Source organism: Cellulomonas sp., assembly GCF_015234515.1.
Taxonomy (GTDB): domain Bacteria; phylum Actinomycetota; class Actinomycetes; order Actinomycetales; family Cellulomonadaceae; genus Cellulomonas.
Window position 1 is genome coordinate 23,292 of record NZ_JADGMY010000004.1, and the last position, 24,167, is coordinate 47,458.

20 protein-coding genes are annotated in these 24,167 nt (G+C 74.4%); 7 read left to right on the forward strand and 13 right to left on the reverse strand.

What is annotated here, in order from left to right; all coding sequences use genetic code 11:
- Nucleotides 1-2 precede the first annotated feature (2 nt).
- From IR158_RS01030 to IR158_RS01040, 3 genes are all read right to left on the reverse strand, one after another.
- A complete protein-coding gene (locus tag IR158_RS01030; protein WP_291808336.1) occupies nucleotides 3-1,580 on the reverse strand; it encodes a DUF5719 family protein in 1,578 nt (525 codons plus the stop codon).
- Nucleotides 1,577-5,209, reverse strand: coding sequence for a glycosyltransferase (locus IR158_RS01035; RefSeq protein WP_291808338.1), 3,633 nt, complete (start codon nucleotides 5,207-5,209; stop codon nucleotides 1,577-1,579). Before IR158_RS01035 ends, IR158_RS01030 begins: the two co-directional genes overlap by 4 nt.
- Before the next feature lie 76 nt (nucleotides 5,210-5,285).
- Nucleotides 5,286-5,612, reverse strand: coding sequence for a WhiB family transcriptional regulator (locus IR158_RS01040; protein ID WP_291808340.1), 327 nt, complete (start codon nucleotides 5,610-5,612; stop codon nucleotides 5,286-5,288).
- Nucleotides 5,613-5,874: 262 nt separating this feature from the next.
- On the opposite strand from IR158_RS01040, the gene IR158_RS01045 reads away from it, so the two are divergent.
- Nucleotides 5,875-6,603, forward strand: a complete 729-nt coding sequence (locus IR158_RS01045) for a TIGR03089 family protein (protein WP_291808342.1) — start codon at nucleotides 5,875-5,877, stop codon at nucleotides 6,601-6,603.
- Between the two features lie 19 nt (nucleotides 6,604-6,622).
- Here the strand turns inward: IR158_RS01045 and IR158_RS01050 are convergent, their stop codons facing one another.
- The gene (locus IR158_RS01050) at nucleotides 6,623-7,390 is read right to left on the reverse strand and encodes a class I SAM-dependent methyltransferase (protein ID WP_291808346.1); all 768 of its coding nucleotides are present in this window, start codon (nucleotides 7,388-7,390) and stop codon (nucleotides 6,623-6,625) included.
- Between the two features lie 113 nt (nucleotides 7,391-7,503).
- Between IR158_RS01050 and rfbA the strand changes: the two genes are divergently transcribed.
- Nucleotides 7,504-8,376, forward strand: coding sequence for a glucose-1-phosphate thymidylyltransferase RfbA (gene rfbA, locus IR158_RS01055; protein WP_291808349.1), 873 nt, complete (start codon nucleotides 7,504-7,506; stop codon nucleotides 8,374-8,376).
- A gap of 35 nt (nucleotides 8,377-8,411) precedes the next feature.
- On the forward strand, nucleotides 8,412-10,340 hold the full coding sequence (locus tag IR158_RS01060; protein ID WP_291808352.1) for a hypothetical protein: 1,929 nt from the start codon (nucleotides 8,412-8,414) through the stop codon (nucleotides 10,338-10,340).
- A 52-nt stretch (nucleotides 10,341-10,392) separates the two neighbouring features.
- Here the strand turns inward: IR158_RS01060 and rfbD are convergent, their stop codons facing one another.
- Nucleotides 10,393-11,247: a dTDP-4-dehydrorhamnose reductase gene (gene rfbD, locus IR158_RS01065; RefSeq protein ID WP_291808355.1), complete on the reverse strand. Its 855-nt coding sequence runs from the start codon at nucleotides 11,245-11,247 to the stop codon at nucleotides 10,393-10,395.
- Between the two features lie 96 nt (nucleotides 11,248-11,343).
- Here rfbD and rfbC point away from each other — a divergent pair, with 96 nt between their 5' ends.
- The gene (gene rfbC, locus IR158_RS01070) at nucleotides 11,344-11,961 is read left to right on the forward strand and encodes a dTDP-4-dehydrorhamnose 3,5-epimerase (RefSeq protein ID WP_291808357.1); all 618 of its coding nucleotides are present in this window, start codon (nucleotides 11,344-11,346) and stop codon (nucleotides 11,959-11,961) included.
- A gap of 25 nt (nucleotides 11,962-11,986) precedes the next feature.
- Here the strand turns inward: rfbC and IR158_RS01075 are convergent, their stop codons facing one another.
- From IR158_RS01075 to IR158_RS01090, 4 genes are read right to left on the reverse strand one after another with little or no spacing between them, the layout of a single operon-like run.
- Nucleotides 11,987-13,033 carry a glycosyltransferase gene (locus IR158_RS01075; RefSeq protein WP_291808361.1) on the reverse strand — a complete coding sequence of 349 codons (1,047 nt, stop codon included), beginning with the start codon at nucleotides 13,031-13,033 and terminating at the stop codon, nucleotides 11,987-11,989.
- Nucleotides 13,026-14,324 (reverse strand): hypothetical protein, encoded by a 1,299-nt coding sequence (locus IR158_RS01080; protein ID WP_291808364.1) that lies wholly within the window; start codon nucleotides 14,322-14,324, stop codon nucleotides 13,026-13,028. Before IR158_RS01080 ends, IR158_RS01075 begins: the two co-directional genes overlap by 8 nt.
- Nucleotides 14,321-14,725: a DUF2304 domain-containing protein gene (locus IR158_RS01085; RefSeq protein WP_291808367.1), complete on the reverse strand. Its 405-nt coding sequence runs from the start codon at nucleotides 14,723-14,725 to the stop codon at nucleotides 14,321-14,323. Before IR158_RS01085 ends, IR158_RS01080 begins: the two co-directional genes overlap by 4 nt.
- Nucleotides 14,725-15,465: a glycosyltransferase family 2 protein gene (locus IR158_RS01090; RefSeq protein WP_291808370.1), complete on the reverse strand. Its 741-nt coding sequence runs from the start codon at nucleotides 15,463-15,465 to the stop codon at nucleotides 14,725-14,727. The genes IR158_RS01085 and IR158_RS01090 overlap by 1 nt, the downstream gene beginning before the upstream one ends.
- 137 nt (nucleotides 15,466-15,602) lie before the next feature.
- Between IR158_RS01090 and IR158_RS01095 the strand changes: the two genes are divergently transcribed.
- Nucleotides 15,603-17,243: a DUF2142 domain-containing protein gene (locus tag IR158_RS01095; RefSeq protein WP_291808372.1), complete on the forward strand. Its 1,641-nt coding sequence runs from the start codon at nucleotides 15,603-15,605 to the stop codon at nucleotides 17,241-17,243.
- On the opposite strand, the gene IR158_RS01100 is transcribed toward IR158_RS01095, so the two are convergent.
- The 4 genes from IR158_RS01100 to IR158_RS01115 form a co-directional block, all read right to left on the reverse strand.
- Complete coding sequence (locus IR158_RS01100) at nucleotides 17,233-18,378, reverse strand: glycosyltransferase family 1 protein (protein ID WP_291808374.1); 1,146 nt, start codon at nucleotides 18,376-18,378, stop codon at nucleotides 17,233-17,235. The genes IR158_RS01095 and IR158_RS01100 overlap by 11 nt on opposite strands.
- A gap of 86 nt (nucleotides 18,379-18,464) precedes the next feature.
- Complete coding sequence (locus IR158_RS01105; protein WP_291808376.1) at nucleotides 18,465-19,433, reverse strand: lysylphosphatidylglycerol synthase domain-containing protein; 969 nt, start codon at nucleotides 19,431-19,433, stop codon at nucleotides 18,465-18,467.
- Entirely contained in the window at nucleotides 19,433-20,533 is a 1,101-nt protein-coding gene (locus IR158_RS01110; protein ID WP_291808378.1) for a glycosyltransferase family 4 protein, read from the reverse strand. Before IR158_RS01110 ends, IR158_RS01105 begins: the two co-directional genes overlap by 1 nt.
- A 59-nt stretch (nucleotides 20,534-20,592) precedes the next feature.
- The gene (locus IR158_RS01115; RefSeq protein ID WP_291808380.1) at nucleotides 20,593-21,612 is read right to left on the reverse strand and encodes a glycosyltransferase family 2 protein; all 1,020 of its coding nucleotides are present in this window, start codon (nucleotides 21,610-21,612) and stop codon (nucleotides 20,593-20,595) included.
- Nucleotides 21,613-21,848: 236 nt separating this feature from the next.
- Here IR158_RS01115 and IR158_RS01120 point away from each other — a divergent pair, with 236 nt between their 5' ends.
- Nucleotides 21,849-22,886 carry a hypothetical protein gene (locus IR158_RS01120; protein ID WP_291808382.1) on the forward strand — a complete coding sequence of 346 codons (1,038 nt, stop codon included), beginning with the start codon at nucleotides 21,849-21,851 and terminating at the stop codon, nucleotides 22,884-22,886.
- Nucleotides 22,873-24,165: a glycosyltransferase gene (locus IR158_RS01125; RefSeq protein WP_291808385.1), complete on the forward strand. Its 1,293-nt coding sequence runs from the start codon at nucleotides 22,873-22,875 to the stop codon at nucleotides 24,163-24,165. The genes IR158_RS01120 and IR158_RS01125 overlap by 14 nt, the downstream gene beginning before the upstream one ends.
- The last annotated feature ends 2 nt before the right edge of the window (nucleotides 24,166-24,167 follow it).

Genomic DNA, 24,167 nt, shown 5'->3' on the forward strand with positions numbered 1-24,167 from the left:
GCTCAGCCTCGCGCGAGCCGCGCGTCCTGGCGGACCGTGAGCGCAGCCGTCACGTCCACGACGGGCACCGGGTCCAGCGTCGCGACCAGCGGACCGTCGTCCTGCCGGACCGTCAGCGTGACCGCCCACGCGAGAGGGACACCGCCCGTCGGCTCCAGCTCCACGGCCGCCGCGCCCTTCGCGAGCTCGGCCACGTCCCACGCCCCCGTCGTCCCGGCGTCGACGCGCACGCGGTGCTCGGAGAGCACCTCACCCTCGCTGCCGAGCACACGCAGCGTCGCGGCGCCCTCACCCGCGTCGTCCGCCGCCTGCCCGACGGCGCCGATCACCACGCGTGCCTGCACGCCGCGCGGGACGGCCACCGTGCCGTGCACACCCGGCGTCGTGCTGGGCGACCACGCCCGCTCGACACGCGGCTCGTCGTCCAGCGCACCGGGCGCACCGGTGCTCGACACGACCGCCCCCGCGACGACCGGGGCGTCGGCGTCCACGACGACCGTGTACGCACCGGCCGGCAGCCCGCCGAGGGGCACGTCGGTGACCTCGCCCGCCGCCAGCGTGACGCGCTGTGCACCCGGCAGGGTCACGGGGCCGTCAGCGCCCAGGAGCGTCACCTGCGCGGTCGTCACCCCGTCGCCGGGGGCCAGCAGCCGGAGCGCGGGAGCGTCGGCGGAGCCGACCTGGGACTTCGGCGCCACGAGGCCGGTGACCACCTGACGGGTCGAGGGCGCGACGCCGGCGACGACCAGGTCGGTCCCGGCGGGCGTGAACCCGCGCACGACGGTGTCCTGGACGTGCGCGGCCACCAGACCACCGGCGACCGTCACGTGCACGACCACGGCCGCCTGGTCCGCGGCGGCACCCCCGAGGTCGACCACCTTCGTGGCACCCGGCGCGACCACGTGCTGCCTCGTGCTGGGCTCCACCGGCCCGTTCGGGCCGAAGAGCTCGAGGTCCACCTGCGCCGCTGTGAGGCCGGGATTGGTCAGCACGAGCGTCGCGGTCGCACCGACCGCGGTCGAGCCCCCGACGAACCACTCGTCGTTTGCGGGCGCGCGGCACGACGCGGCCGCCAGCCCGCGGGCGTCCCCGTCGGTCACGACGGAGGCGCCCGTCGCCGCGACCACGGGCGAGACGTCCTGCGGCTGCGCACGGACCACCAGGGGCGCGGCGACCTCGCCGAGGTGCACGGCACCACCTCCGGCCGCCAGGTCGCGCGTGGCGGTGTCACCGCCCAGCGGCAGGACCGCGAGCGCGCCCGCACCCGCCCCGGCGGCCGTCACGGCGCTGAGGGTGACGTCCGGCGCCACCGGCGACGGGTCGAACGCGGCGTCGCCGCGCTCCGCGCGCAGCGGCAGCACGACGGGGCCGGGGCACTGCAGTGTCACGGGCGTCGGCGCGACCTCGACCTCGTCGGCCGGCACGGTGACGGCGTCCGCGACGCCGAGGTGGGTCGCCCCGGCCAGCGCACCGCCCGCGAGGCCCACGACGAGCAGACCCGACGCGACGCGCAGGGCACGCCCTCCGCGTCGCTCGGGCGGCGGGGCGGCGGGGCCGGTCCCGGTGGTGGACGCCGTCATGTGCGCACTCCTCGTCGGCGCCGCAGCGGGACGGCGAGCAGGACGGTCACGAGCGTGGTCAGCCCGAGGGCGCCCAACCAGGCGGAACGGTGGGGCACGACGTACCGCACCTCGAGCACGCCCCCCTCGGCACCGAGGTCGAACGCCTGGCGCCACCCTGCGTCGACGGTGGCGAGCCTGCGCCCGTCGAGCCAGGCGTGCCACCCCGCGTCGGCGCGCTCGGCGAGGAGCAGGACACGCGTGCCGTCACCCGCCGGGACGACGGTCCCGACCGTGCGGCCGTCCGCCGGGACCGGCAGGGCCACCGCGCCGGGGGCGCCCACGTCGGCGGCGTCGGCCACGAGGCGGGCCCACGACGTGACGACCTCGCCCTGCGTGCCACGGACGCGCCACAGGGTCCCGGACCCCTCGTGCGTCACCCGTTCGAGCCCGGCGGTCGCGTCGAGCACGCCGACGAGGCGCGCGCGTGCGGCCCGCGTCGCGGACGAGTCGTCCGCGACGGCCGGCGCCAGGACGTCGCCGACCCCGAGCGCGCCCAGCTCGGGCGCGACGTCGCCCGCGGCACCCTGGACCAGCCGGGCCGCGAGGGCACCCACCTCGACCGATGCCGGGTCGACGTCCGCAGCGCGCGGTGCGCCCGGCCGTCCGGTCGCCGCACCCGTCGCGACGACGGCGGCGTGGTCGACGTGCTGGTCACCGTCGGCTCGCAGCAGTGACCAGTCGACGGACCCGTCGTCCCGCACGCCGAGCGCCAGCACGCGCGAGGACGCGTCGGACAGCGCCCCCTGCTGACCGACGGCCGGCACGACGGGTGCGGCCGAGGCCCGCAGGTCGACCGCGTCACCCGAGCGGGCCGTCCAGGCCCACCCGAGCGCCGCGCAGGAGACGGACACGACCGCGAGGGCGGTGACGAGCGCGACCGCGGGCTGCCGCCAGCCGAACGACCGCTCGACGAGCACGCCCGCGAGGCGGTCGCTGCCGAGCAGCGCGGCCCCCAGGAGCCCGAGCGTCGTCAGGGAGACCGTGGCGCCCGTCCACGCGGGCGCGATCAGGTCCGCCGACACGGCCGCGGGAAGCGCCGCGACGAGAGCTCCGGTGCCGATGCCGGCGGCCGCGACCGCCCAGCACACCCGGACGCCCCGGGAGACGGTCCGGTCGCGGAGCAGCGCGGCCGCTGCCAGGACCAGCAGGACGGCTCCGGACAGGTACGGCCACGCCGACGCGAGCACGTCCGGCAACCCGCCGGGGACGAGCGCCGTGGGGTCCGCCGGCACGCCGAGAACCCGCGCGAGCGCCGACGCCGGCGCCGTCACGGTCGCGGGACCGGGGTCCGCGAGCAGCAGCCGCAGACCGTCCGCGCCGCGGCTGCCGACCTCGACGAGGAAGGGACCCATCAGCACGAGCGTCGGGACGAGCACCCCCACGACCCGCACACGCGACCGCGGGACGGTGGAGGCGACGACGACGATCAGCAGGACCGTGGGCAGCAGCAGGACGGGCGCGGCGGCGACCGCGACGGCGAGCGCGAGGGCGGCACCGGCCGCGGCCGCGACGGACCCGGTCGGGTCGGCGGCACCGACGAGCGTCGGCACGTCGTCCGTCACGGCCGTGGCGGCGCGCGTGGCGGTTGCCGGAGCGGCCGGGACCGCGTCCGACGTCGGCGCCCGCGGCGTCGGCACGGCGGGCACACCACGGACCGGTGTCACCACGTCGATCTCGGAGTCGGAGCGCAGCAGCAGGTCCCCCGGCGCAGGTGCGGCCGCGTGCAGCCCTCTGCGCGCGCGGGCTGCCGCCCGTGCGGAACGGGCCTCCGCGGCCGCGTCGGCGTCCCGCTCGGCGTCGTCGTCGCGACGTGCCGTGGACACCCCCGAGAGCACCTGGTCGACGCGCTGGACACCGACCGCCCGAGCCAGACCGAGGGCGACCCACGGCAGCGCCGCGTGCGCCACGACGGCGCCCACCCGCCCGTCACCGACCGCGAGCAGCAGGGCGGGCCCGGACGCCCACGCGAGCGCTGCCCAGGCCCGGACCACGACGGACCGTGTCGCAGCACCTGCGGCCGCCCACGCGCCGACCCCTGCCAGCAGCACGCCACCGAGCACGATCACCCCGACGGCCGCTCGCAGCTCACCGCCGAGCAGCGCAGCGAGAGCGGCGAGCACCGTCAGCAAGGGGTCCGCCGGGCCGGGCGCCCCCAGGCCGCCCGCGACCCAGCCCGAGGTGGCGGCCGTCCACACGTCGCTCATGTCGGTCGTCGTCCGCGCCAGCGCCTCACCCACGAGCGGTGCGCCGGCGGCGACGGGGCCGACGAGGCGGCCCAGCGCGGTCACCGACAGGAGCGCCAGCACGCCGACGACGACGGCGAGCGTCACGCGGCGCCGGGTCGCGGCCGCGGCCAGCTCCCGCAGCTCGAGCTCGCTGGGCGCCCGGCCCGCGCGCCGCGTCTCCAGGCGCGCGAGCCGCCGGTCGCGCGTCTGACGCCACACGTCGCGCCAGGTCGCCTGCAGCGGGCGGAGGGTCCGGCGCGAGAGGACGCTCGTCACGCGGGCGCGGCGCCGCGCCCGGACGACGTCCCCGGCACGCAGCAGCACGAGCAGCGCCACCCGCAGCTCGGCGACGGCGAGCTGCGGGTGCTTCGCGGCGACCTGCCCGAGGCTGCGCACCACTGCCGCCGCCAGCGTGAGCAGGACGACGACCGGCACCAGCGGCAGCGGCGCACCCACGAGGCGCTGGTGCAGGAGCGAACGACGGCGGGCCGCGAACGACCGCGTCGGGTCGGCGGTGTCGGGCTCGCCGTCGCCGTCGAGGTCCACCTCGGCGCCGAGCACGTCCTGACCGCGGGACGACCCCCCGCGCGCGGGCCTCAGGCCGTGGTAGGCCGCCTGCGCGTGCCGGACGACCGCGTCGGGGACGACGACGACACGGTGCCCCGCGAGGCGTGCCCGGCGCGACAGGTCGAGCCCGTCACCGTACGGCCCGAGCGCCGGGTCCGTGCCGCCCAGCGTGTCCCACACGTCGCGACGCACGAGCGCACCGGCCAGGCCGACGCCGAGCACGTCGGTGCGTCCGTCGTGCTGGCCCTGGTCGAGCTCACCGGGTTCGACGTCCGTCATCCGCCGGCCCGACCGTGTCGTGCGGACGCCGACCTCGAGCAGACGCTCCGGGTCGGTCCAGGTGCGCTGCTTGCAGCCGGCGACGACCACCGAGGGCGCGTTCGACACCGTCCGCACCAGGCGTGCGAGCGCGTCGGGGGCCGGCGCGCTGTCGTCGTGGAGCAGCCACAGCCACGTCGTCGGCCGCTCGTCCCCCGCCTCGGCGAGCACCTCGAGCCCGGTCCGCACGGCCTCGCCGAACGTCCGGGCCCGCGGTGCGTGGACCGTCGACAGCCGCGGCACCGTCATCGCGACCCCTGCGAACGCCTCGTCGAGCAGCACGCCGACGTGGCCGTCCTGCGGTGCGACGTCGACGACGAGGACCCGTAGCGGGCGCCGGGTCTGGACCGCGAGCGCGCGCAGCGTCACCGCCAGGTAGTGCGTGACTCCGCGGGTCACCACGACCGCGGTCACCGGCGTCGTCACCGGTACCGCGGCGGTCGTGATGTGGTCCACGGGGGACAGCGTGTCAGTCATGCTCGCGCCATCATGCCGCCGTGGCGGCGCGACGAGCGGCAGGCCGCCCGGGCGTGGCGCGCCCCAGGCAGCACCGTCAGACCACGCGCCGCTTCAGCTTGCGCCGCTCGCGCTCGGACAGCCCGCCCCAGATGCCGAAGCGCTCGTCGTTGGCCAGCGCGTACTCGAGGCACTCGGAGCGCACGTCGCACTGGGTGCAGACCTTCTTCGCCTCACGCGTCGAGCCCCCCTTCTCCGGGAAGAACGCCTCGGGGTCGGTCTGCGCGCACAGGGCACGCTCCTGCCACCCCATGGGGCCGTCGTCGTCGGGCGTGCCGAAGATCGGCAGCACGTTCGACGGCTCGACGGGTGCGGTGGTGGCGACGTCGTTCGGGAAGCTCTCGTCGTCGAGCAGGTGCCACATACGTGCCTCCGCAGATGTCGTGCTCGGTGGTGCTCGTGCTCGCCGGGTGCCGCCAGGTGCGCCGTGGTCCGGCTGATCGCTGTCGACCCGATCGGTGCGGCGCGGAGGCCGCGACGGTGGAGCGCGTCGATGAATCAGTTGCAACGAATTACACGCGTGTCGTTCGCGCGCGTCAACCGGAGACGTGCTAGTTGCCCGAGTTGTCCGGGTGAAACTTCTGTGACGTCGGCGTGGCGTGCCCGCGAGTCTAGCCTTGGGCCCCATGGCGACCCCGAGCCCCCGCCCACCCGCCGACGTCGAGGCCCTCCTCGCGCTCCTGCAGCGGGATCCCGGCCGACCGCGGATCACCTGGTACGGCAGCGGCGGCGAGCGGGTCGAGCTGTCCGGAGCGGTCCTGGCCAACTGGGTGAGCAAGACGACGAACCTCCTCGTGGAGGAGTTCGACGCGGCCCCCGGCACCCGGGTGCTGGTCGACCTGCCGGCGCACTGGCGCTCGCTCGTGTGGGCCCTCGGTGCGTGGCGCACGGGGGCGGAGGTCGTCCCGGCCGACGCCGACGGTCGCGCCGTCGACGGTGGCGCTACGGACCTCGCCGTCACGTGGCGCCCGGACGCGCACACCGGTGCCGACGTCGTGGCGGTCGCCCTGCCGGCGCTCGCGCGCCGCTTCGAGGGCACCCTGCCCCCGTCCGCGGTCGACGCCGCGGCCGCCGTCATGACCTACGGCGACGTCGTCGGGTGGGTGCCGCCGGCCGACCCGTCGTCCGCTGCCGCTCCCGGGCTCACGCACGAGGACCTGTTCCGGGGCGCGGGAGCCGCAGCTCCCGGCGCACGGGTCCTGCGGCGCGTCGTCCGTGGTCCCGTGACGGCGGCGGAGCTGGAGGCTTGGCTCGGCCTGCTCGCCGTCGACGGGTCGGTCGTGCTGGTGCTCGAGGACGCGGACGTAGACGTCGACCGCGTCGTGTCGGACGAGCGAGCCCTGCCCCACGCGTGAGCCCAGGCCACGACGACCGTCAGCCGGAGGCCCTCGCCGACACGACGAGCCCCGTGCCGCGACCCGGGAACGCGCGCTGCAGCATGCAGAACGGCCAGGTGCCGACCTGGGTGGCGACGGCCACGAGGCCCGGACCCGGCTGCAGCAGACGGTTGCTGCGCGCCGTGCGCTCCGCGGTCGTCGCTCCTTCCTCGACCACCCGTCGCGTACGGGCGACGCTGTTGCGGACCGCCTCCGTGACGTAGCCCAGCGGAGTGCCGTAGCAGGTGACCTCGATGTCGACGAGCCCGTGCCGCGTCAACTGCTCCTCCAACGCCTCCGGGTCGTACCGACGGAAGTGGCCGACCGCCTCGTCCCACGGCCCCATGCGAGAGGAGCCCGCAGGCATGGACAGCAGGAGCATCCCCCCGGGCCGCAAGCAGGACAGCCACGACTCCAGGACGGCATGGTCGTCCTCGATGTGCTCGAGGACCTCGAACGCGCAGACGACGTCGAAGCCGCCCTCGCCGCCCAGCGACGACACGTCACCGAGGACGACGCGGGCGTCGGGCGCGACCTCCCCGACGGTCGCCGCCGCGTGCTCCCACGCGACCGGATCGGGCTCGACCGCGGTGTACTGGAACTGCGAGGCGAGCCGCGCGCCGAAGGCACCGCGGCCGCATCCGATCTCCAGCAGACGCCCTTCGCCGCCCCGGAGCCTGCGCTGGACCACGTCCCAACGGAGCCACGCGTTGGGCGCCAGCGGCGCTCCCGGACTGCTCGGCCCGCCACCAACCCTCGTCGCCATCCGGTCAGAGTAGCCGCTACCCCGCACTTCTTCGCCGCGACCACGACGACCACCGGACGACGAGAACCCGGGAGCCGGTCACGCGTCCCGCACGGATGGGACAGACTAGGCGCATGCGTGGAATCATCCTGGCCGGCGGATCCGGCACCCGACTGCACCCGATCACTCTCGGCGTCAGCAAGCAGCTCGTGCCGGTGTACGACAAGCCGATGATCTACTACCCGCTCTCAACGCTCATCCTGGCGGGCATCCGCGACGTGCTGGTGATCACCACCCCGCACGACGCCGAGCAGTTCCGGCGGCTGCTGGGCGACGGCTCCCAGTTCGGCATCTCGATCAGCTACACGGTGCAGGAGCAGCCCAACGGCCTGGCGCAGGCGTTCGTGCTGGGCGCCGACTTCGTCGGCACGGACAGCGCTGCGCTCGTGCTGGGCGACAACATCTTCTACGGTCCGGGTCTCGGCACGCAGCTGCAGCGGTTCGGGGACGTCGACGGTGGTGCCGTCTTCGCGTACCGCGTGGCGGACCCGACGGCCTACGGCGTCGTCGAGTTCGACGCCGAGGGCCGCGCGCTCTCGCTCGAGGAGAAGCCGGCCAACCCCAAGAGCAACTACGCCGTGCCGGGGCTGTACTTCTACGACAACGACGTCCTCGAGATCGCGCGCGACCTCAAGCCCTCGGCGCGCGGCGAGTACGAGATCACGGACGTCAACCGCGTCTACCTGGAGCAGGGCCGCCTGCAGGTCGGCGTCCTCCCCCGCGGCACCGCGTGGCTCGACACCGGGACGTTCGACTCGCTCGTCGAGGCGTCGGACTACGTCCGCACCATCGAGCACCGGCAGGGCCTCAAGATCGGAGCTCCGGAGGAGGTCGCGTGGCGTCGCGGGTTCCTCACCGACGACGACCTGCGCGAACGCGCCGAGAAGCTGGTCAAGTCCGGGTACGGTTCGTATCTGCTCGGGCTGCTCGACCGGGAGCGTCCCTGACCTGACGGGCGCCGGCGCCCGCGAACGGACGCACTGTGCTCGACCTGACCGCCGCACGGCGCGGCACCGCTGCCCAGGCGCCGACGCGCGCGCTCGTGCCCGTGGGACCGCGACGCCGGACCCTGCACCGCGCGAGCGCGCTGGCCCTCGGAGGGCTGGCCGGTGCGGCGGTCATCCTGCTGCGGAGCACCGGCGCGCTCGAGGGGTGGGCGGCGCTCGCTTTCGCCTTCGCGGTCGTCATCGCGCTGCCGACGTCGCGGCTCGGTGTCCGCCGACTGCTCCTGACGGCCGGTCTGGCGGTCGGAGCCGTCCCAGCGCTCTGGTGGGTCGACCTGCCCCTCGGCACGGTAGGGCGCGCGGGTGCGCTGCTTGCGTCGGTCACCGGGGCGCTCGTGGCCGTGCTCGCCTGGGAGGGGCCGGGGCGTGTCCTCGCACGGACGAGGGAGCTGGTGCTCCCCCGGTGGCGCACGGTCGACCTGCTGGTGGCGGCCACCGCCGCGACCGCCGTCGTCGCGACGCGGGGCCTGCTGGCCGTCCGCACCGGACCTGAGGCGCTCGCTCGCCTGCTGCCGGCGTGGGACTTCTCGGCCCACGCCGACATGGTGCTGATGATCCGACGGCACGGTGCCGTCGTGCCCGCGCTCGGTGCAGGTCCCACGGGCGAGCCCTGGAAGTTCGGGGACTACCCGCAGGGCTACCACGCCGTCGTCGCTACCCTCATCGAGCTGTTCCGGCCCCTCCTTGGGCCGACCGCGGACGAGGTCGTGCTCTTCCTGCACGCGCACGCGATCATCTTCGGCGCGTCCGCCGTGGTGCTGGTCGCCGGCCTGTGCGCGCTGCCCACGGCACCGCGGCGGCCGGCAGCCCTCGCGCTGGCGGCAGCCGGGGTCGCCGGCGTCTTCCTGCTCGGCCCGGGCGCGTACGCCGCGAGCGCCGGCTTCCCGAACATCGTGCTCGCGTCCGCAGCGGCCGGTGCCGCGGTCCTGCTGGCGCTGACCACGCCCAGGGTCGCCCTCCCGCTGCCGGTGGCCGCGGCCGGCGGTCTCCTCGTGTGCGTCGCCCACAGCTGGGCGCTGCTCTGCGTCGTCGCGCTCCCCGCCGTCCTGCTCATCGCCGCGCGCCGCGACCGCGCGGCGTGGCGCGGTACGCCCCGCCGCTGGGCGACCGTCGCCGTCATCGCCATGGCCACGTGCGCCGGCGTCCTGCACGCGGCTGCCACCCTGCGGGCTCTGGACGTCGCCGAGGTCCTGGTCATTCCCGGAGGCATCGCCCTCCCGCAGGCGGGGCTCGCCCTGTCACTCGTGGCCGGTGCCGTCGCCGTGTGCCTCGCGCCTGGTGGACACCGGCGCCTCCCGGCCACGGCCGCCGTCGTCGCGATCGGCGCAGGGGGTGCGGTCGCGGTCGGCGCCCTGCAGGTCCTGGCGGCAGGCGAGCTGTCCTACTACTTCTGGAAGCTCGTCCTCGGGCTCGCGCTCGTGTCCGCGGTCGTCGTCGCCGCCGGCGTCGTGCTCCGCGGAGCCCCCGTGCCGTCGGTGCGGAGCAGGCAGGAACGACTGCGCCTCGTCGGTGCGGTCACCGTCGGGAGCGTGGCGCTCCTGCAGGTCCACGACGTGCTCGGCCGCTCCACCGGCACCTTCCCCGCGGAGCCGGCCCTGGTCACCACGGCCGGGGACCTCCTCGCCGGCGCCGAGGCGGCACTCGCGACGGCGACCTCGTCGCCGGCGGTCTTCCTCCAGGCGATCCCCACCCTGCACCCGGTGAACGCCCAGCAGTGGTTCCTCGCGCTCACCGGCACGTGGACCACCGCGACCGAGGCGGACGCCGCGGTCCTGCTGGCGCCCGCGGCGCCCAGCGATCTCGCCCGGGTCGTCGACGAGCGCGGCTGGCGGGTCGTGGTCGCTCCCGGCGACGTCGCGACGGTCGTCTCCGACCTCGTCGAGGACGTGCCGGTCGTGTCCTGGTAACGAGCCATCTCGATCCCGTGGACGGGCCCGGCGTCAGCTCGGCGCGTCGACGTCAGGCGGTGCTTCCCAGCACCTCGCCCGCGGCGACCCTCCAACGCTCCTGCCAGTCACCGATGGGAGCGACGCCGGCACGTGCGAACGCGTCGTGCCCCAGCACCGAGTAGGCGGGGCGAGGGGCTGCCTGGCTGTAGTCGGCGCTCGAGGTGGGTGCCACCGCCTCCGGGTCCATCCCGGCCGAGGCGACGACCTCCTGCGCGAAACCGTGCCAGGAGGTGGAGCCCGACGACGTGCCGTGGTACGTGCCGGCCGGTGCACCTGCGGCGACCAGACGCAGCACGAGGTCCGCCAGGTCACGGGTCCACGTGGGCTGGCCGACCTGGTCCGCCACGACCTGCAGCGCACCGCGCTCGGCCATCGCGCGCGCGATCGTGCGGGGGAAGCACCGACCAGCAGCCCCGTAGAGCCACGCGGTGCGCACCACGAGGTGGTCGGGGTTCTCGGCTCGGACCGCCCACTCACCGGCGAGCTTCGTCCTTCCGTACGCGGAGCGCGGCGCGGCGAGGTCCGTCTCCCCGTAGGGCGACGTCGCGTCGCCCGGGAACACGTAGTCGGTCGAGATCTGGACGATCCGCGCGCCGGCCTCACGCGCACGGCGCGCCAGGACCTGTGGGCCGGTGGCGTTGACGGCGAACGCGTCCGACTCCCGCTCCTCGGCGAGGTCGACCGCCGTCCAGGCGGCACAGTTGACGACGACGTCCGCGCCGTCGACCGTGCGGCCGACCGCGTCGGGGTCGAGGATGTCGACCGTCTCCCGGTCGTGCGCGACCACGTCGTGCCCTGCGGACCGAGCCGCCGACACGACGTCCGTGCCGAGCATCCCAGCACTTCCCATGACCACCCAGCGCACGCTTGCTCCCTGTCATCCGACGACGGCGGCTCACCTTACCCGCCCTCACCCGCCGGTAGGGTGAGTCGTCCCGCCCACCATCGAGAAGGAGCCGACGTGCACTACCGCGAGCTGAACGTGCCCGGGGCGTGGGAGATCACGCCCCAGCAGCACGGGGACCCCCGGGGCGTGTTCCTCGAGTACTTCAAGTCCGGACCGTTCGGTGAGGCCACCGGGCACGCGTTCGACCTGCAGCAGGCCAACTGCTCGGTGTCGGCGGCCGGCGTCCTGCGCGGGATCCACTTCGCCGACGTGCCTCCGGGGCAGGCGAAGTACGTGACGTGCGCCAAGGGGGCGGTGCTCGACGTGGTCGTGGACATCCGGGTGGGGTCACCGACCTTCGGCCGGTGGGACTCGGTGCTGCTCGACGACGTCGACCGGCGCGCGATCTACCTCGGCGAGGGCCTGGGCCACGCGTTCGTCTCGCTCGAGGACGACTCCACCGTGCTGTACCTGTGCTCGTCGGGCTACGCGCCCGGCCGCGAGCACGGCATCCACCCGCTGGACGCCGAGATCGGGATCACGTGGCCGACGACGGCTCGGGACGGCAGCCCCCTGACGCTGCAGCTGTCCGACAAGGACACCGCCGCGCCGACGCTCGCCGAGGCGCGCGCCGCCGGTCTGCTCCCCGACGCGGCGGCCGTGGACGAGTACCTGCGCAGCCTGCGCGTCTGAAGCCCGGGCGGTGCGCGCCGCTCCCTCAGAGCAGCGGCCGCACCGCCCGCCAGTACCCGGCCAGGGCGCTCTGCAGAATCCCCGCACCCGGCGGCAGCGGGAGCACGGCGGGGTCGAAGCGGGTGACCCACAGCTGCACCAGGTCCCGGTCGGGTACGGCGCGCTGCTGCTGCACCCACCGCCGTCGGGAGCGGACCCATGCGGCGTGCCGCAGCACCCACCACCACCCGCGCAGCTTCTGGCGGCCCCACCCCTGGGCCGTCGCCACCACCAGCATGGCGAGCTCGAACGCCAGCAGCGGCAGGGCGAGCAGCGCGAGCGTGCGGGCGCCGTAGGTGGTGAGGACGAACAGCAGGCGGTTGCGCTCGAGCAGGTACATCTTCGACGCGTGCCGACCGAAGGCGTAGTAGTGGACGACGACGGCGTCCGGCACGTACCGCACGCGCATCCCGGCCTGCCACGTGCGCCAGCTCAGCTCGAGGTCTTCCTGGTACGCGAAGAACTCCTCCGGGAAGCCGCGCAGCAGGTGCCACACCTCGCGACGCAGCACGAGCCCCGCGCCGCTGGCCGAGGCGACGTCGCCCGGCTCGGAGTGCGACGTCGCCGGCTCCCCCAGCCCACCGGCCCAGCTCAGCCCGAGGACGTGCAGCGGGTTGCCCGCCGAGTTCATGGTCTGCGGGTCGTCCGCGAGCCGCACGTCACCGGACGCGATGCCGACGGCGGGGTCCGCCGCGACGGCGACGAGGCGGGCCAGGGCGTCCGGGGCGACGATGGCGTCGCTGTTGACCAGAGCCACGTACGGGGACCGACCCTCGGCCAGCCCGCGGTTGACGCCGCCCGTGAACCCGAGGTTGCGCCCGGGGCGCAGCAGCGTCGCGCCGGTCCGCGCGCACAGCTCGTCGAGGTCGCCGCGGGTGGTCCCGTTGTCCACGAGCGTCAGGTGGGCCCGCACCCCAGCCGACGCCACGACGGCCGACATCGCCTCGTCGAGGTACGGCTCGTCGCCGTACGCGAGCATCACGACGTCGACGTCCCGGTCCACGCCGGGGCCAGGCTCGGTGGTCTCAGACATGGTCGACCTCCGTGGCGGCGGCGACACGCAGCCGGGCGAGCAGTGGGACAGCCAGCGCCAGCAGCGCGACGGCCGAACCGACGACGAGCGCGACGGCCGCGACGGTCGTGACGGGGCCTGGGACGACAGCGGTCAGCACGAGCGCGACCAGGCCGACGCCCCAGCCCGTCCCGACGGCGCGGTCCCCGGAGAGGGCCAGCAGCGCCTGGGCCGCGACCTGCGCGAGCATGAACAGGCCGCCGGACAGCGCGATGAGGGTCACGGCACCGCGACCGACGCTCGCGACGCTGAAGGCGTCCCCGAACAGCAGTGGGACGAGCGCGTCGCCCCACGCCCAGACAGCCAGCGTCCCGGCTGCAGCCAGCCCTGCCGTCACGGCCGTGACCAGGCCGAGCCGTCGTCGGAAGCCGGCGAGGTCACCGGCGCCGCGCAGCGCCGCCAGCCCCGGCAGGAGCACCGCCTGGACCGCGGCGAACATGAAGACCGGGACGCGCGCGACCGTGAGGGCCGCGGTGAACTGTGCCGTGAGCACCTGCTCGTGCGGCGCGGCACGCAGCTGCACGATGATGGGGCCGACGTTGGCAAGGAGCTGCGACGCGAGCGAAGCCAGCACGAGTGCGACGACCGCGCGGCGCAGCCCGACGGCGTCCGTCGCCTCCCCGGGCGCAACGAGACCCGCGCGACGGGTCGTCACGAGCACCGACAGGAGCGGAGCCAGCACGAGCACGAGCGCGTAGGCGCCCACCTCGCGGACGCCGAGCACGGCGAGGAGCCCCGCCCCGCCGACGCGCAGCACGCCGTCGACGGCCAGCTGCGCACCGTACGCGGGATACCGGCTGTTCCCCGCGAGAAGACCTCGCGCTGCGTACGCGACCGCCATCCCCGCGAGCCCGCCGACCAGCAGCGGCACGAGGACGGCGTGACCGTGGAACAGCCGCGCCTCCAACGCGGGCCAGGCGACGAGGCACACCACCGCCACGCCCGCCAGGAGAGCGCCGCCCGTCGCGAGCACCGCCCGCACGGCCGGACCGTTCCCGCGTCGCCGCGCCCTGAGGGACGCCGTCGTGCGCCCGAGCTCCTGCTCGAGCGGGAGGAACAAGCCGATGCCGACCGCATTGAGCAGGGTCCACAGCACGGACAGCGGGGCGAACAACGCGACCCCGAGCGCCCGTCCCGATACGGTCAGGTACGCGTACGACGCCAGGCCGTAGACGCCCAGCCCGACGGCGACGGAGAGGAATCCCCAACGGTCGCCGAGGCCACGGGACGAGGCTTCGGCGGGGGCCGTCACAGGTTCCGGCCGTCCGTGTCGGGGGCTGCGGGCGTCTCGGACGCGCTGCCGCCCTCCACGGCGCTCTCCAGCCGCTCGACGCGCAGGCGCAGCAGCGCTACCTCCTCGGCGAGCGTCTGGTTCTCGAGCTCGAGCTCGCTGACCTCGGCGCTGATCTGCACGCAGACGACGAGGAGCACGAGCAGCCCGAGGAAGAACACGAGGTTGACCGGCGTGGTGATCCCCACCAGGGCGGAGAGCCACTCCGTGACGGCAGGGAACACCGCTGCGACGAGCACGAGGAGCGCGACGACGATCCACAGGCTCGCGTACTTCTCGCGCAGCCGTCGGCGGCGCAGGAGCTCGAACATGAAGACCAGCGTGACGAGCGCCCCGAGAAGCGCGAAGAGGTGCCCGTTCATCAGACCGCCACCTCCTGCGGGACGACCGTCTCACGGCGGCGCATGAGGGACATCAGCAGCGCGAGGCACGCCCGTGCCAGGTAGATCGACGCCTTCACCGGGCTCTGCGACGGTCGTCCCGCCGAGCGCTCGCGCATGGCGACGCCGATCTGCTCGATCTGCAACCCGCAGCGGGCCGCGATCACGAGGGACTCGACGGTGTCGCCCAGGTACTCCGCGGGGTAGTGGCGGGCGAACAGCGCCACGGCCCGCGGGCCGGCGGCGCGGAATCCGGAGGTCGTGTCGGTGAGGCGCGTCGAGGCCACCCTGCTGAGCACGGCCGCGAGGACGCGCATCGCCCACCGCCGCGGACCGCGGGCCACGTACTGCCCCGTCCCGGCGAAGCGGGCACCGATCACGACGTCGGCGTGCGCGAGCCGCTCGACGATGCGCGGGACGTCACGCGGGTCGTGCTGACCGTCGGCGTCGACCTGGACCACGGCGTCGTAGCCGGACTCGAGCGCGTACCGGAAGCCCGCCCGCATCGCACCGCCGACGCCGAGGTTGAAGGGCAGCTCAAGCACGTCCACCCCGTGCGCCCGTGCGACTGCGGCGGTGCCGTCGAGCGACCCGTCGTCGACCACGAGCACCCCGACCCCGGGCAGGTGCTCGCGGATCTCCGCCAGCACTCCGGGGAGCGACTCACTCTCGTTCCAGGCCGGCAGGACCACCAGCACACGACTCACAGGGGGGACGGACACGGCGGAAAGACTACCGTCCGGGAGGGCGCCGCCGGACGGACGCGGCGCCACCGTGACAGCCCCGGCGCGACGGCGGCACGCCTACACTGTCCGCGTCGCCGGCCCGGCGGCGGAACCGTAACCGGAGGCCAGCGCCGATGTCCCGCACGCCCGTTGCCCACGACGACGACGCGGGCACGCGGAGCGGTCATCACCGACGCACCGCCGCCCGCTGGACGGCCGTCGGAGCCCTCGTCGTCGCGCTCGGGATGTGCTGGTCACTGGGCACACCGCTGATGTCCTCCCCGGACGAGCCCAGTCACGTGGTGCGCGCCGCGGGCGTCGTCCGCGGTCAGGTGACGCTTCCTGACGCGGAGCCCGACCCCGGTGCCGGCGCCGAGCCTGGCGTCGCCGGCGTCGTCCTGCTCCCGGCGGACTACGCGGCGTCCGTGCTCCTGCCCAACTGCTTCGCCTTCCAGCCCGACGTCCCCGCTGCCTGCCAGCAGGACCTGCCGGAGTCCGGTGACGCGATCGAGACGCGCACGTACGCCGCGCAGTACCCGCCCCTGTACTACGCGCTCGTGGGGTGGCCGTCGCTGTTCCTCCCCGCCGAGGCCGGGATCATGGCCATGCGCCTGGTCAGCGCCCTGGTCAGTGGCCTGCTGCTGACCTGGGGGCTGTTCCGCCTGACCCGCGTGACGGGCAACCGCGCGGGTCCGTGGGGCGCCGCCATCGCCCTGACCCCGATGTGCTTCTTCCTCGGGGCGACCGTGAACCCGGCCGGTCTGGAGATCGCCGCCGCGTTCGCCTTCTGGTGCGCCTGCCTCGGGATCGTGCTGAGCCGCGGCCCCGTGACGACGGGAGCCCTGACACAGGCGGTCGTCACCGGGGCCCTGCTGGTGAACTCGCGGTCGTCCGCGCCGCTGTGGGCCCTGGCGGTCGTCGTCGTGGCGCTCGTCGCCGCGCCGCGCGGCCGGTGGCGGGAGGTCGTGCGCCACCCCCGGTTCCGGTGGTTCGTCGCGGCGACCCTCGCCGCGTGCGCAGCGGCCGTGGCGTGGCTGGTGACGCACCCGTCCGTCGTCACGACGCGGGACCAGTACCCCGGTTTCGCCGATCCCCGCACGACCGTCCTGTCGGTCGTCGGCAAGACGTCCGAGTACCTGCTCAACATGATCGGTGACTACGGGTGGCTGGACGCGCCCTCACCGCCGGCCACGTTCATCGCGTGGTACGCGATGCTCGGGGCGGTCCTGCTGGTGGCGTTCAGCGCGGCGCGCGCGCCCCGGCTGCGACGCGCCCTGCTGCTCCTGGTCGTCGGCACGGCGGCCGCCCCGCTCGTGCTGCAGGTGCCGACGGCCGCCGACACCGGGCTGATCTGGCAGGGACGATACGCGCTGCCCCTCGCCGTGGGCGTCCCGCTGCTGGCCGCCCTGGTCGCGGACGGCACCGGCACCCCGGAGCGCGACCTCCTCCGCCGTCTGGCGCGCGGCACGCTGCCCGTGGTCCTCGTCGGCCACGTCGCCGCGTTCTACTGGGCGTCACGCCGGTACGCCGAGGGGCTCGCCGGAGAGGTCCTCACGCTCGAGCCGCGGTGGTCGTCCCCGATCGGCTTCCTCACGGGAACACTCGCGTACGCGGTCCTCGCGGCGGTGCTGGCCTGGCTCGCGTGGCGCTGGTTCCGTCCGGGCGACACCCCGGCCCTGTCCGCCGTGCAGCCCGCGACGGGTCCCGACCGGACGGCTCCCGGTGCACCGGGCGAGGCGGAGCCGGCCTCGGCGTCCGGGCCGCTCAGGGCCTGACGGCGCGACGCCGCAACGCGGCGTCGTAGGCCTCGACGTGCGCCGCGGCAGCGGCCTGCCACGTGAAGCGTGCCGCCCGGTGGACGGCGTCGGCGGCCAGGGCACAACGACGAGCCGTGTCGTCGAGCAGCGCGCGCAGCCCGGTGGCGATCGAGTTCTCGTCCGTCCCGCAGTAGGCCACCGCGTCACCACCGACCTCGGGCAGCGAGAGCTCGCGCGTCGTGAGGACCGCCGCGCCGCACGCCATGGCTTCGAGGACCGGAAGCCCGAAGCCCTCACCCAGGCTCGGGTACGCCAGCACCTGCGCGCCGGACAGGAAGCCCGGGAGGTCCTCCAGCGGCAGGTAGCCCGGGAGCCTGACCCGCAGGTGGGGGTGCTCGGCGAGGACCGCCGCGACCGTGGGCTCGACCTGGTCGTCCCATCCCCGTCCGCCCGCGAGGACCAGCGCCGGCGGTTCCGCGAGGTCGGTGACCGCCCGCCCCCACGCCCGCACGAGCGCCGGGACGTTCTTGCGCGGCTCGAGCGTCCCGAGGAACCCGACGTAGGGTCGCCCGCCCAGGTCGAGCGAGGCAGCGACACGAGCGCGGTCGCCCTCGTCGACCGGGTGGAACAGCGACGTGTCGACACCGTGGTACGCGACGTGGAACATCTCGGGAGCACCCCCGGCGTGGCGTACGACCTCGCTGGCGGTCGCGCGCGACGGCACGACGAGCGCCGCGGCGTGCGTGATGGCGTGACGTGTCGCTCGCCGGAAGAAGCCGCCCTTGAGGCGCGAGTGCAGCTCGGGGTGCGAGAAGAACGTCGCGTCGTGGAGCGTCACGACGACCGGCACCCCGGGGACACGCGGCATCGTGTAGTGCGGGCTGTGCAGCAGGTCCACCGCGAGGCCCCGGGCCAAGCGGGGCAGGCCGACCTGCTCCCAGGCGAGTCGAGCAGGCCGCCGCACGATCCGTGGCGGCGCGGCGACGACCTCGGCAGACGGCACGAGCTCGGACGTGCGAGCGGCGTCACGGGCCTGGCACACGACGGCGAGCTCCACGCCCTGCGCCACCAGGGCCGGCAGCAGCGCGTCGACGTACCGCCCGACGCCGCCACGGTCTTCGGGAACTGCTGTCGCGTCGAGGAGGATCCGCACCCGGACACCCTAGGGCGTCCGCCGTGGCGCAGCCGCCGGCGGAGCGACGCGCACGTCCCGACGCCGCGCGGCGGTGCCGCGCAGGGTCAGAGGGCCTCGCCGTGAGACGGCACGCCCGTGCCCGCGGCGGCGCGGCGCCTCGACGCCGCGCGGCGGGCGAGCAGCGCACCGAGGCCGGCGAGCGCGAGGTCCCCGACGGTCTGCAGGACGCGGGACGACAGGACCACGAGCAGGACCTGCCCGGACGCGAGCGACCCGCCCAGCATCGCCGCGAGCACCACCTCCCGGGCGCCGAGACCGGCGGGGGTCACCACGACGAGGAAGCCCACGACCCACGCGAGGGCGTACGCCCCGACGCACAGCAGGAAGGACCCGACGGTGAGCGGGAGTCCGAGGGCGGTCGCGATGACGCCGACCTGGCACCCGATCGCCAGCCAGCCCACGATCGCCCACGCGACGGCGCGGAGCGTCCCGCTCGTGGTGAGCGGCTCCTCGGGCACCGGCTGGCGCAGCACGCGCATGCCCAGCGCCAGGCACCTGTTCAGGACGGGCGGGACGAGCAAGAGGACCATGACCGGTGCGGCCCACCACAGCCAGCGCAGGTCCAGACCCCTGGCACCGACCGTCGCGACCGTGAGCACGCCCAGCGCCAGACCGGTGACCACGGAGACGAGCACGGACACACCCATGGCGGTGACCGACCGGCGGCGCGGGATCCGGTGCACCGCTCCCATCTCCCCCGCCGCGACGACGTTCCAGACCCCGCCGGGCACGTACTTGCCGAGCTGGCTGACGCCGAAGATCACCAGCGCGTCCGTGCGCGGCAGCGGTGAGCCCAGGTCGGCGAGGACCGTGCGCCAGGAGGCCCCCGTGCACACGAGGAAGACGGCCCCCAGCGCCGCGGCCAGGAGCACGGCCCCGGCCGAGAGGCTGTCGAGCGCCTCGAGCAGCGTCTCGCGCTCGACGACGACGGCGACCACCGCGGCCCCGACCGCGACCACGACGAACCCCGTCCGGACGGCGGGGTTGCGCAGCAGCGCGAGCAGCCGACCCATCAGCGTGCCCGCAGCCGCTCGTCGAGCGGCGCGACGACCGACTCGGGACGGAAGTGGGCGTCCGCCCAGGCCCGGGACGCGGACCTGCGACGGGCGAGCTCCGCCGGATCGCTCGCGAGCTGCCGCAGCGCCTCTGCGAGGGCCGCCGCGTCACCGGGCGGGACGAGGACCGCCGCAGAGCCGAAAGCCCGGCGCTGGGGTGCGGTGTCACCGGTCACGACGACGCACCCCGCGGCCGCACCCTGGAAAGCCTTGTTGGGCACCACGAGCCGGGCCTTCTCGCCGTCCCCGAAGATGCCGAGGCACACGTCGTGCTCCGCGACGAGGGCGGGGAGGTCGTCCGGTTGGACCCAGGGCAGCCGGCGGATCCTTGGCACGTCGGCGAGCAGCCTGTCGACCAGCTCGCCGTCCTGCCCCTGGCCGACGATCGTCGCGTCCACGGCACCGTCGAGCGCCCGCAGCGCCTCGGCCACCACGCCGGCGCCCTGCAGCGGGGTCATGACGCCGTAGAAGACGACGCGCAGCCGGCCACCGCCGTCCGGCTCCGCAGCCTCGTTGCGACGCGCGCCGAACCACCGGTCGTCCGCCCCGACCGCGACCACCACGGTACGTCGGCGAGCGTCCGGGTCGAGCGCCTGTGCGTGCTCCTCGGTGTCGACCACCACGACGTCGGCCCGTGCGAGCGCGAAGCGGTCGAGCGCACGCAGGAGCCGCTGCTTGACCCGCCCCTGCTCGCCGCGGTCGCGAGCCGTGCCCGCACCGGAGATGAGGTAGTCCAGGACCACCGGACACCTCGGGGACAGTGCGCGCACCAGCGCGACGTCGAAGTGCCCCATGTGGCCCACCACGACGGCGTCCGGCGCCGGGCCCCGACGCGCGGAGACCAGACGCGGCCCCAGGCGGGACCAAGCGCGCACCAACGCCCACCCGAAGGCGGGCAGCCGAGAGGGGCGCCGCAGGACCTCGACGCGTCGCCGGGTGTCGAACCGCAGCGGCTCGACCACCTCCTGGACGGTCCAGCCGCGCCGCGCCAGCCCTTCGAGGAGCACGCGGATCCTCGGGTGCGCACCGCTGTCGTACGTGCCCGCCGCACGGAGCACCGGGCCGGCGCCTTCGTGGTCCGGGCCGCTCCGCGGCCGACGGACACCCTCGGTGCGGGTCACGCGGCCCCGTCGGACGACGCGGCGACCTGCACCGGCTCCGTCGACCAGCTCTCCCAGTCAGGACCGTTCTCGAGCTCCCGGCGGTACTGGAGCTCCTTGATCCGCTCGAGCTGCTCCTCGAGGAGGATGCGGTTCGTGCGCTGAAGCTCCGACAGCACGCCGAGGGCGAGCGACAGGAGCGCCGCGACCGCCATGATCGCCCCGAAGATGAGCGACTGGACGTTGCCGGCGGCCTCGTCGTTGACGATCCACAGCACCAGGAACCGGATCATCGGCACGAAGGCGAGCACCCCGAAGACGGCAGCGAGTGTCACGAAGACTGCCTGGGGCTTGAACATGAGGTAGCTCCGCACGATCGCCGCGGCGGACTTCCGCATGTGCTGGAACATGCTCGTGAACAGCCGTGACTCCCGCGTCTTCGCGTTGGTCGTCACCGGCACGCTGACGATCTTCAGGCGCTTGTGCCCCGCCTGGATGATCGTCTCCATGCAGTAGCTGAACTCCGTGACGACGTTCAGCCGCAGCAGCGCCGGACGCGAGTACGCGCGGAAGCCGCTCGCCGCGTCGGGCAGGTCGGTGTCGGCGGCACCGTTGACCACCGCGCTGCCGAGGCGCTGCATCATCTTCTTGAACGGCGAGAAGTGGGCGATCGTCGCGGTCTGTCGGTCCGCGATGACGATGTCCGCCTCACCGGAGACGATCGGCGCGATGAGGTCCGGGATCCGGTCCTGCGGGTACTGGTTGTCGCCGTCGGTGTTGACCACGACGTCCGCGCCGTGGGCGAGCGCGTAGTGCACGCCGTCCTTGAACGACCGTGCCAGGCCCATGTTCCGGGTGTGCCGCACGAAGTGCCGCACACCGTGCTCCCGGGCCACCTCGACGGTCCGGTCGGTCGAGCCGTCGTCGATGACCAGGATCTCCAGCTCGACGCCGTCGATGTGCCGAGGGATCGACGCCAGCACGGCGGGGAGCGTCGTCTCCTCGTTGAGGCACGGGATCTGAATGAAGACCTTCACGTCACGTCCTGGTGGTGGTGGACCGGAATCGGGGCAAGTCTACCGAGGCCTGACGCCACCCGGACACGTGACCAGGAAGGCGCCCCTCGGGATGGTCCCGACTGCTAAAGTTTCGGCGCCCAGTGGTCGAACATCCGATGAATCACTGGCACACGGATCGATGCGGCCACGACGCCGAGACGGCCGCAACAGACGGTCCGCGGACGCGCAGCCGGCAGGACAGGTGGGAAGCAGCAGTGAAGAGGTACAACTTCTACGGATTTCTGACCGTAGAGCTGAACACCCGCCACCGCGGTTATCGGCGATATTTCGACAATGAGTACCTGCGCATCGCGCAGGGCGACCCGGCAGCGGCGACCGCCGCCACGATCCGGGTCCACGTCGTCGACGACCTCCCGGACGCACGGCCCGGCGACATCGTCCGGCACACGCGGTACAAGCGGCTGTTCACGTACCGGACGCTCGTTCGCGGCCTGGAGACCGACCAGGTCGACATCTACTTCGGTCGGCACTGGGTCGACCGCGTCTACATGAACGCGATTGGCGTGTTCCTCCAGGCCCAGGTGCTCGAACCCGTCATGTACTACAAGTTGCTGCACAGCGGCGTCCTGTTCATGCACGCGGCGGGCGTCACCAAGGACGGCGAGGCGATCGCCCTGCCCGCCTACGGCGGCACGGGCAAGACCACGCTGAGCATCGCGCTGCTCGCGCAGGGGTTCCGGTTCCTGGGCGACGACCTGCTGTTCGTCGACACGACGTCGGGCATCGTCCACCCGTACCCGCGGCCGCTCCACATCTTCACGTACAACGTCCGCAGCCTGGTCGGCGCGCGCATCCCGCTGCGCTACCGCGCGGCGGTGTACGGGAAGAACGCCATCCGGTTCGTCCTCGAGCGCGTGCTGCGGACCGAGTTCCTCATCTCGACGCGCATCCACGCGGACGAGATCTTCCCCGGTGACGTCTTCGGCAGCGCCGCGCCGGTCGGGGGCATCGGCTTCCTCCGGAAGGACGGCCCGGCCACCACGACGGTCGACGTCGGCGACGACAACGCCCGCGAGCTCGCCGCGGAGGTGGCACGGTCGGCCGACCTCAACGACTCGATGCGCGACCTCGTGTCGGGCGACGCGACGTTCGACGAGAGGTTCACCCGCCTCGAGCTCGACGTCATCGAGTCCCTGCTGCGTCGCGCCGGCCGGCTGACGTACGTCAACACGCGGGCGCTCACCGACGCCGACCGCGCGCGGTTCGCCGATCTGGTCCATGGACAGGGCTGAGCCGCGGCGGGGACCATCCGTCCTGGTCCTGGCGTCCACGTTCCCCACCCACGCCCAGGACCCTGTCCCGGCGTTCGTGCACGACCAGGTGGTCGCCCTCTCCGAGGAGTACCCCGAGCTCGTGATCCGCGTGGTGGCTCCGCACGACCGGCGCTCCGCGACCCAGGACCGGACGCGGCACGCAGGCTTCGAGGAGATCCGCTTCCACTACTTCTGGCCCCGGTCGGGCGAGGTGCTCGCCGGACGCGGCATCATGCCCGCGCTGCAACGGAACCCGTGGCTGTACGTCGCGGTCCCGTTCCTCTTCCTCGGCGAGTTCGTGACAGCGCTGCGCGAGGCGCGACGGACGCGCCCTGTCGTCGTCTACGCACACTGGTTCACACCGCAGGCCATCGTCGCGTCGTGGGTCTCGAGGCTGACGGGGATCCCCTTCGTCTTCACCACGCACGCCTCCGACGTCGACGTCTGGCACCGGCTGCCGGTCCTGGGACGCCTCGTCGTGCGTTCGACCCTGCGGCGGGCCGCCGCAGCGTCCGCGGTCTCCTCGCAGACGCTCGCGCGACTGCGACGGTTCGACGAGGACGACACCTGCGGCGTGCCGATCCACATCATCCCGATGGGCACCAACCTGCCCGCGCGGGTGCACGACGGGACGATCCGCGAGCGTGCGCGCGCACGGATCCAGGCGGCTCCGGACGAGCAGGTGCTGCTGTTCGTCGGGCGTCTCGTCGAGAAGAAGGGCCTGCCCTACCTGCTCGACGCGCTCGCCGCCGTCCGCGACGACCTGGGCACCTGGCGGCTCGTCGTCGTGGGCGACGGACCGCTGCTCGACGAGCTCGTCGCGCTGGCCGACGCTCTCGGCCTCGCTGACCGCGTCACGTTCGCCGGCTACGCCACGGGCGAGGACAAGGAGGCGTGGTACCGAGCGGCCGACACTCTCGTCGTCCCGTCGGTCGTCGCTTCGAACGGCGACATGGAGGGCCTGCCGGTCGTCCTCCTCGAAGGCCTCTCCTACGGCCTGCCGTGCATCGCGACCCGCCAGAGCGGCGCCGACGACATCCTGCAGGACGGCCGCACGGGGCTGCTCGTGGAGCAGCGCGACGCTGCCGGGCTCGCAGCCGCGCTCGTGCGGCTGACCGCGATGCCTCCCGAGCAGCGCGAGCAGCTCGCGCTCCGAGGGCTCGAGCTGTCGCACGAGTTCTCGTGGGAGCGGCTCGCGAAGCGGCACTACGAGGCGCTCGTGGCCCCGTTCATCACACGCACGGACGCAGGGCTGTGAGC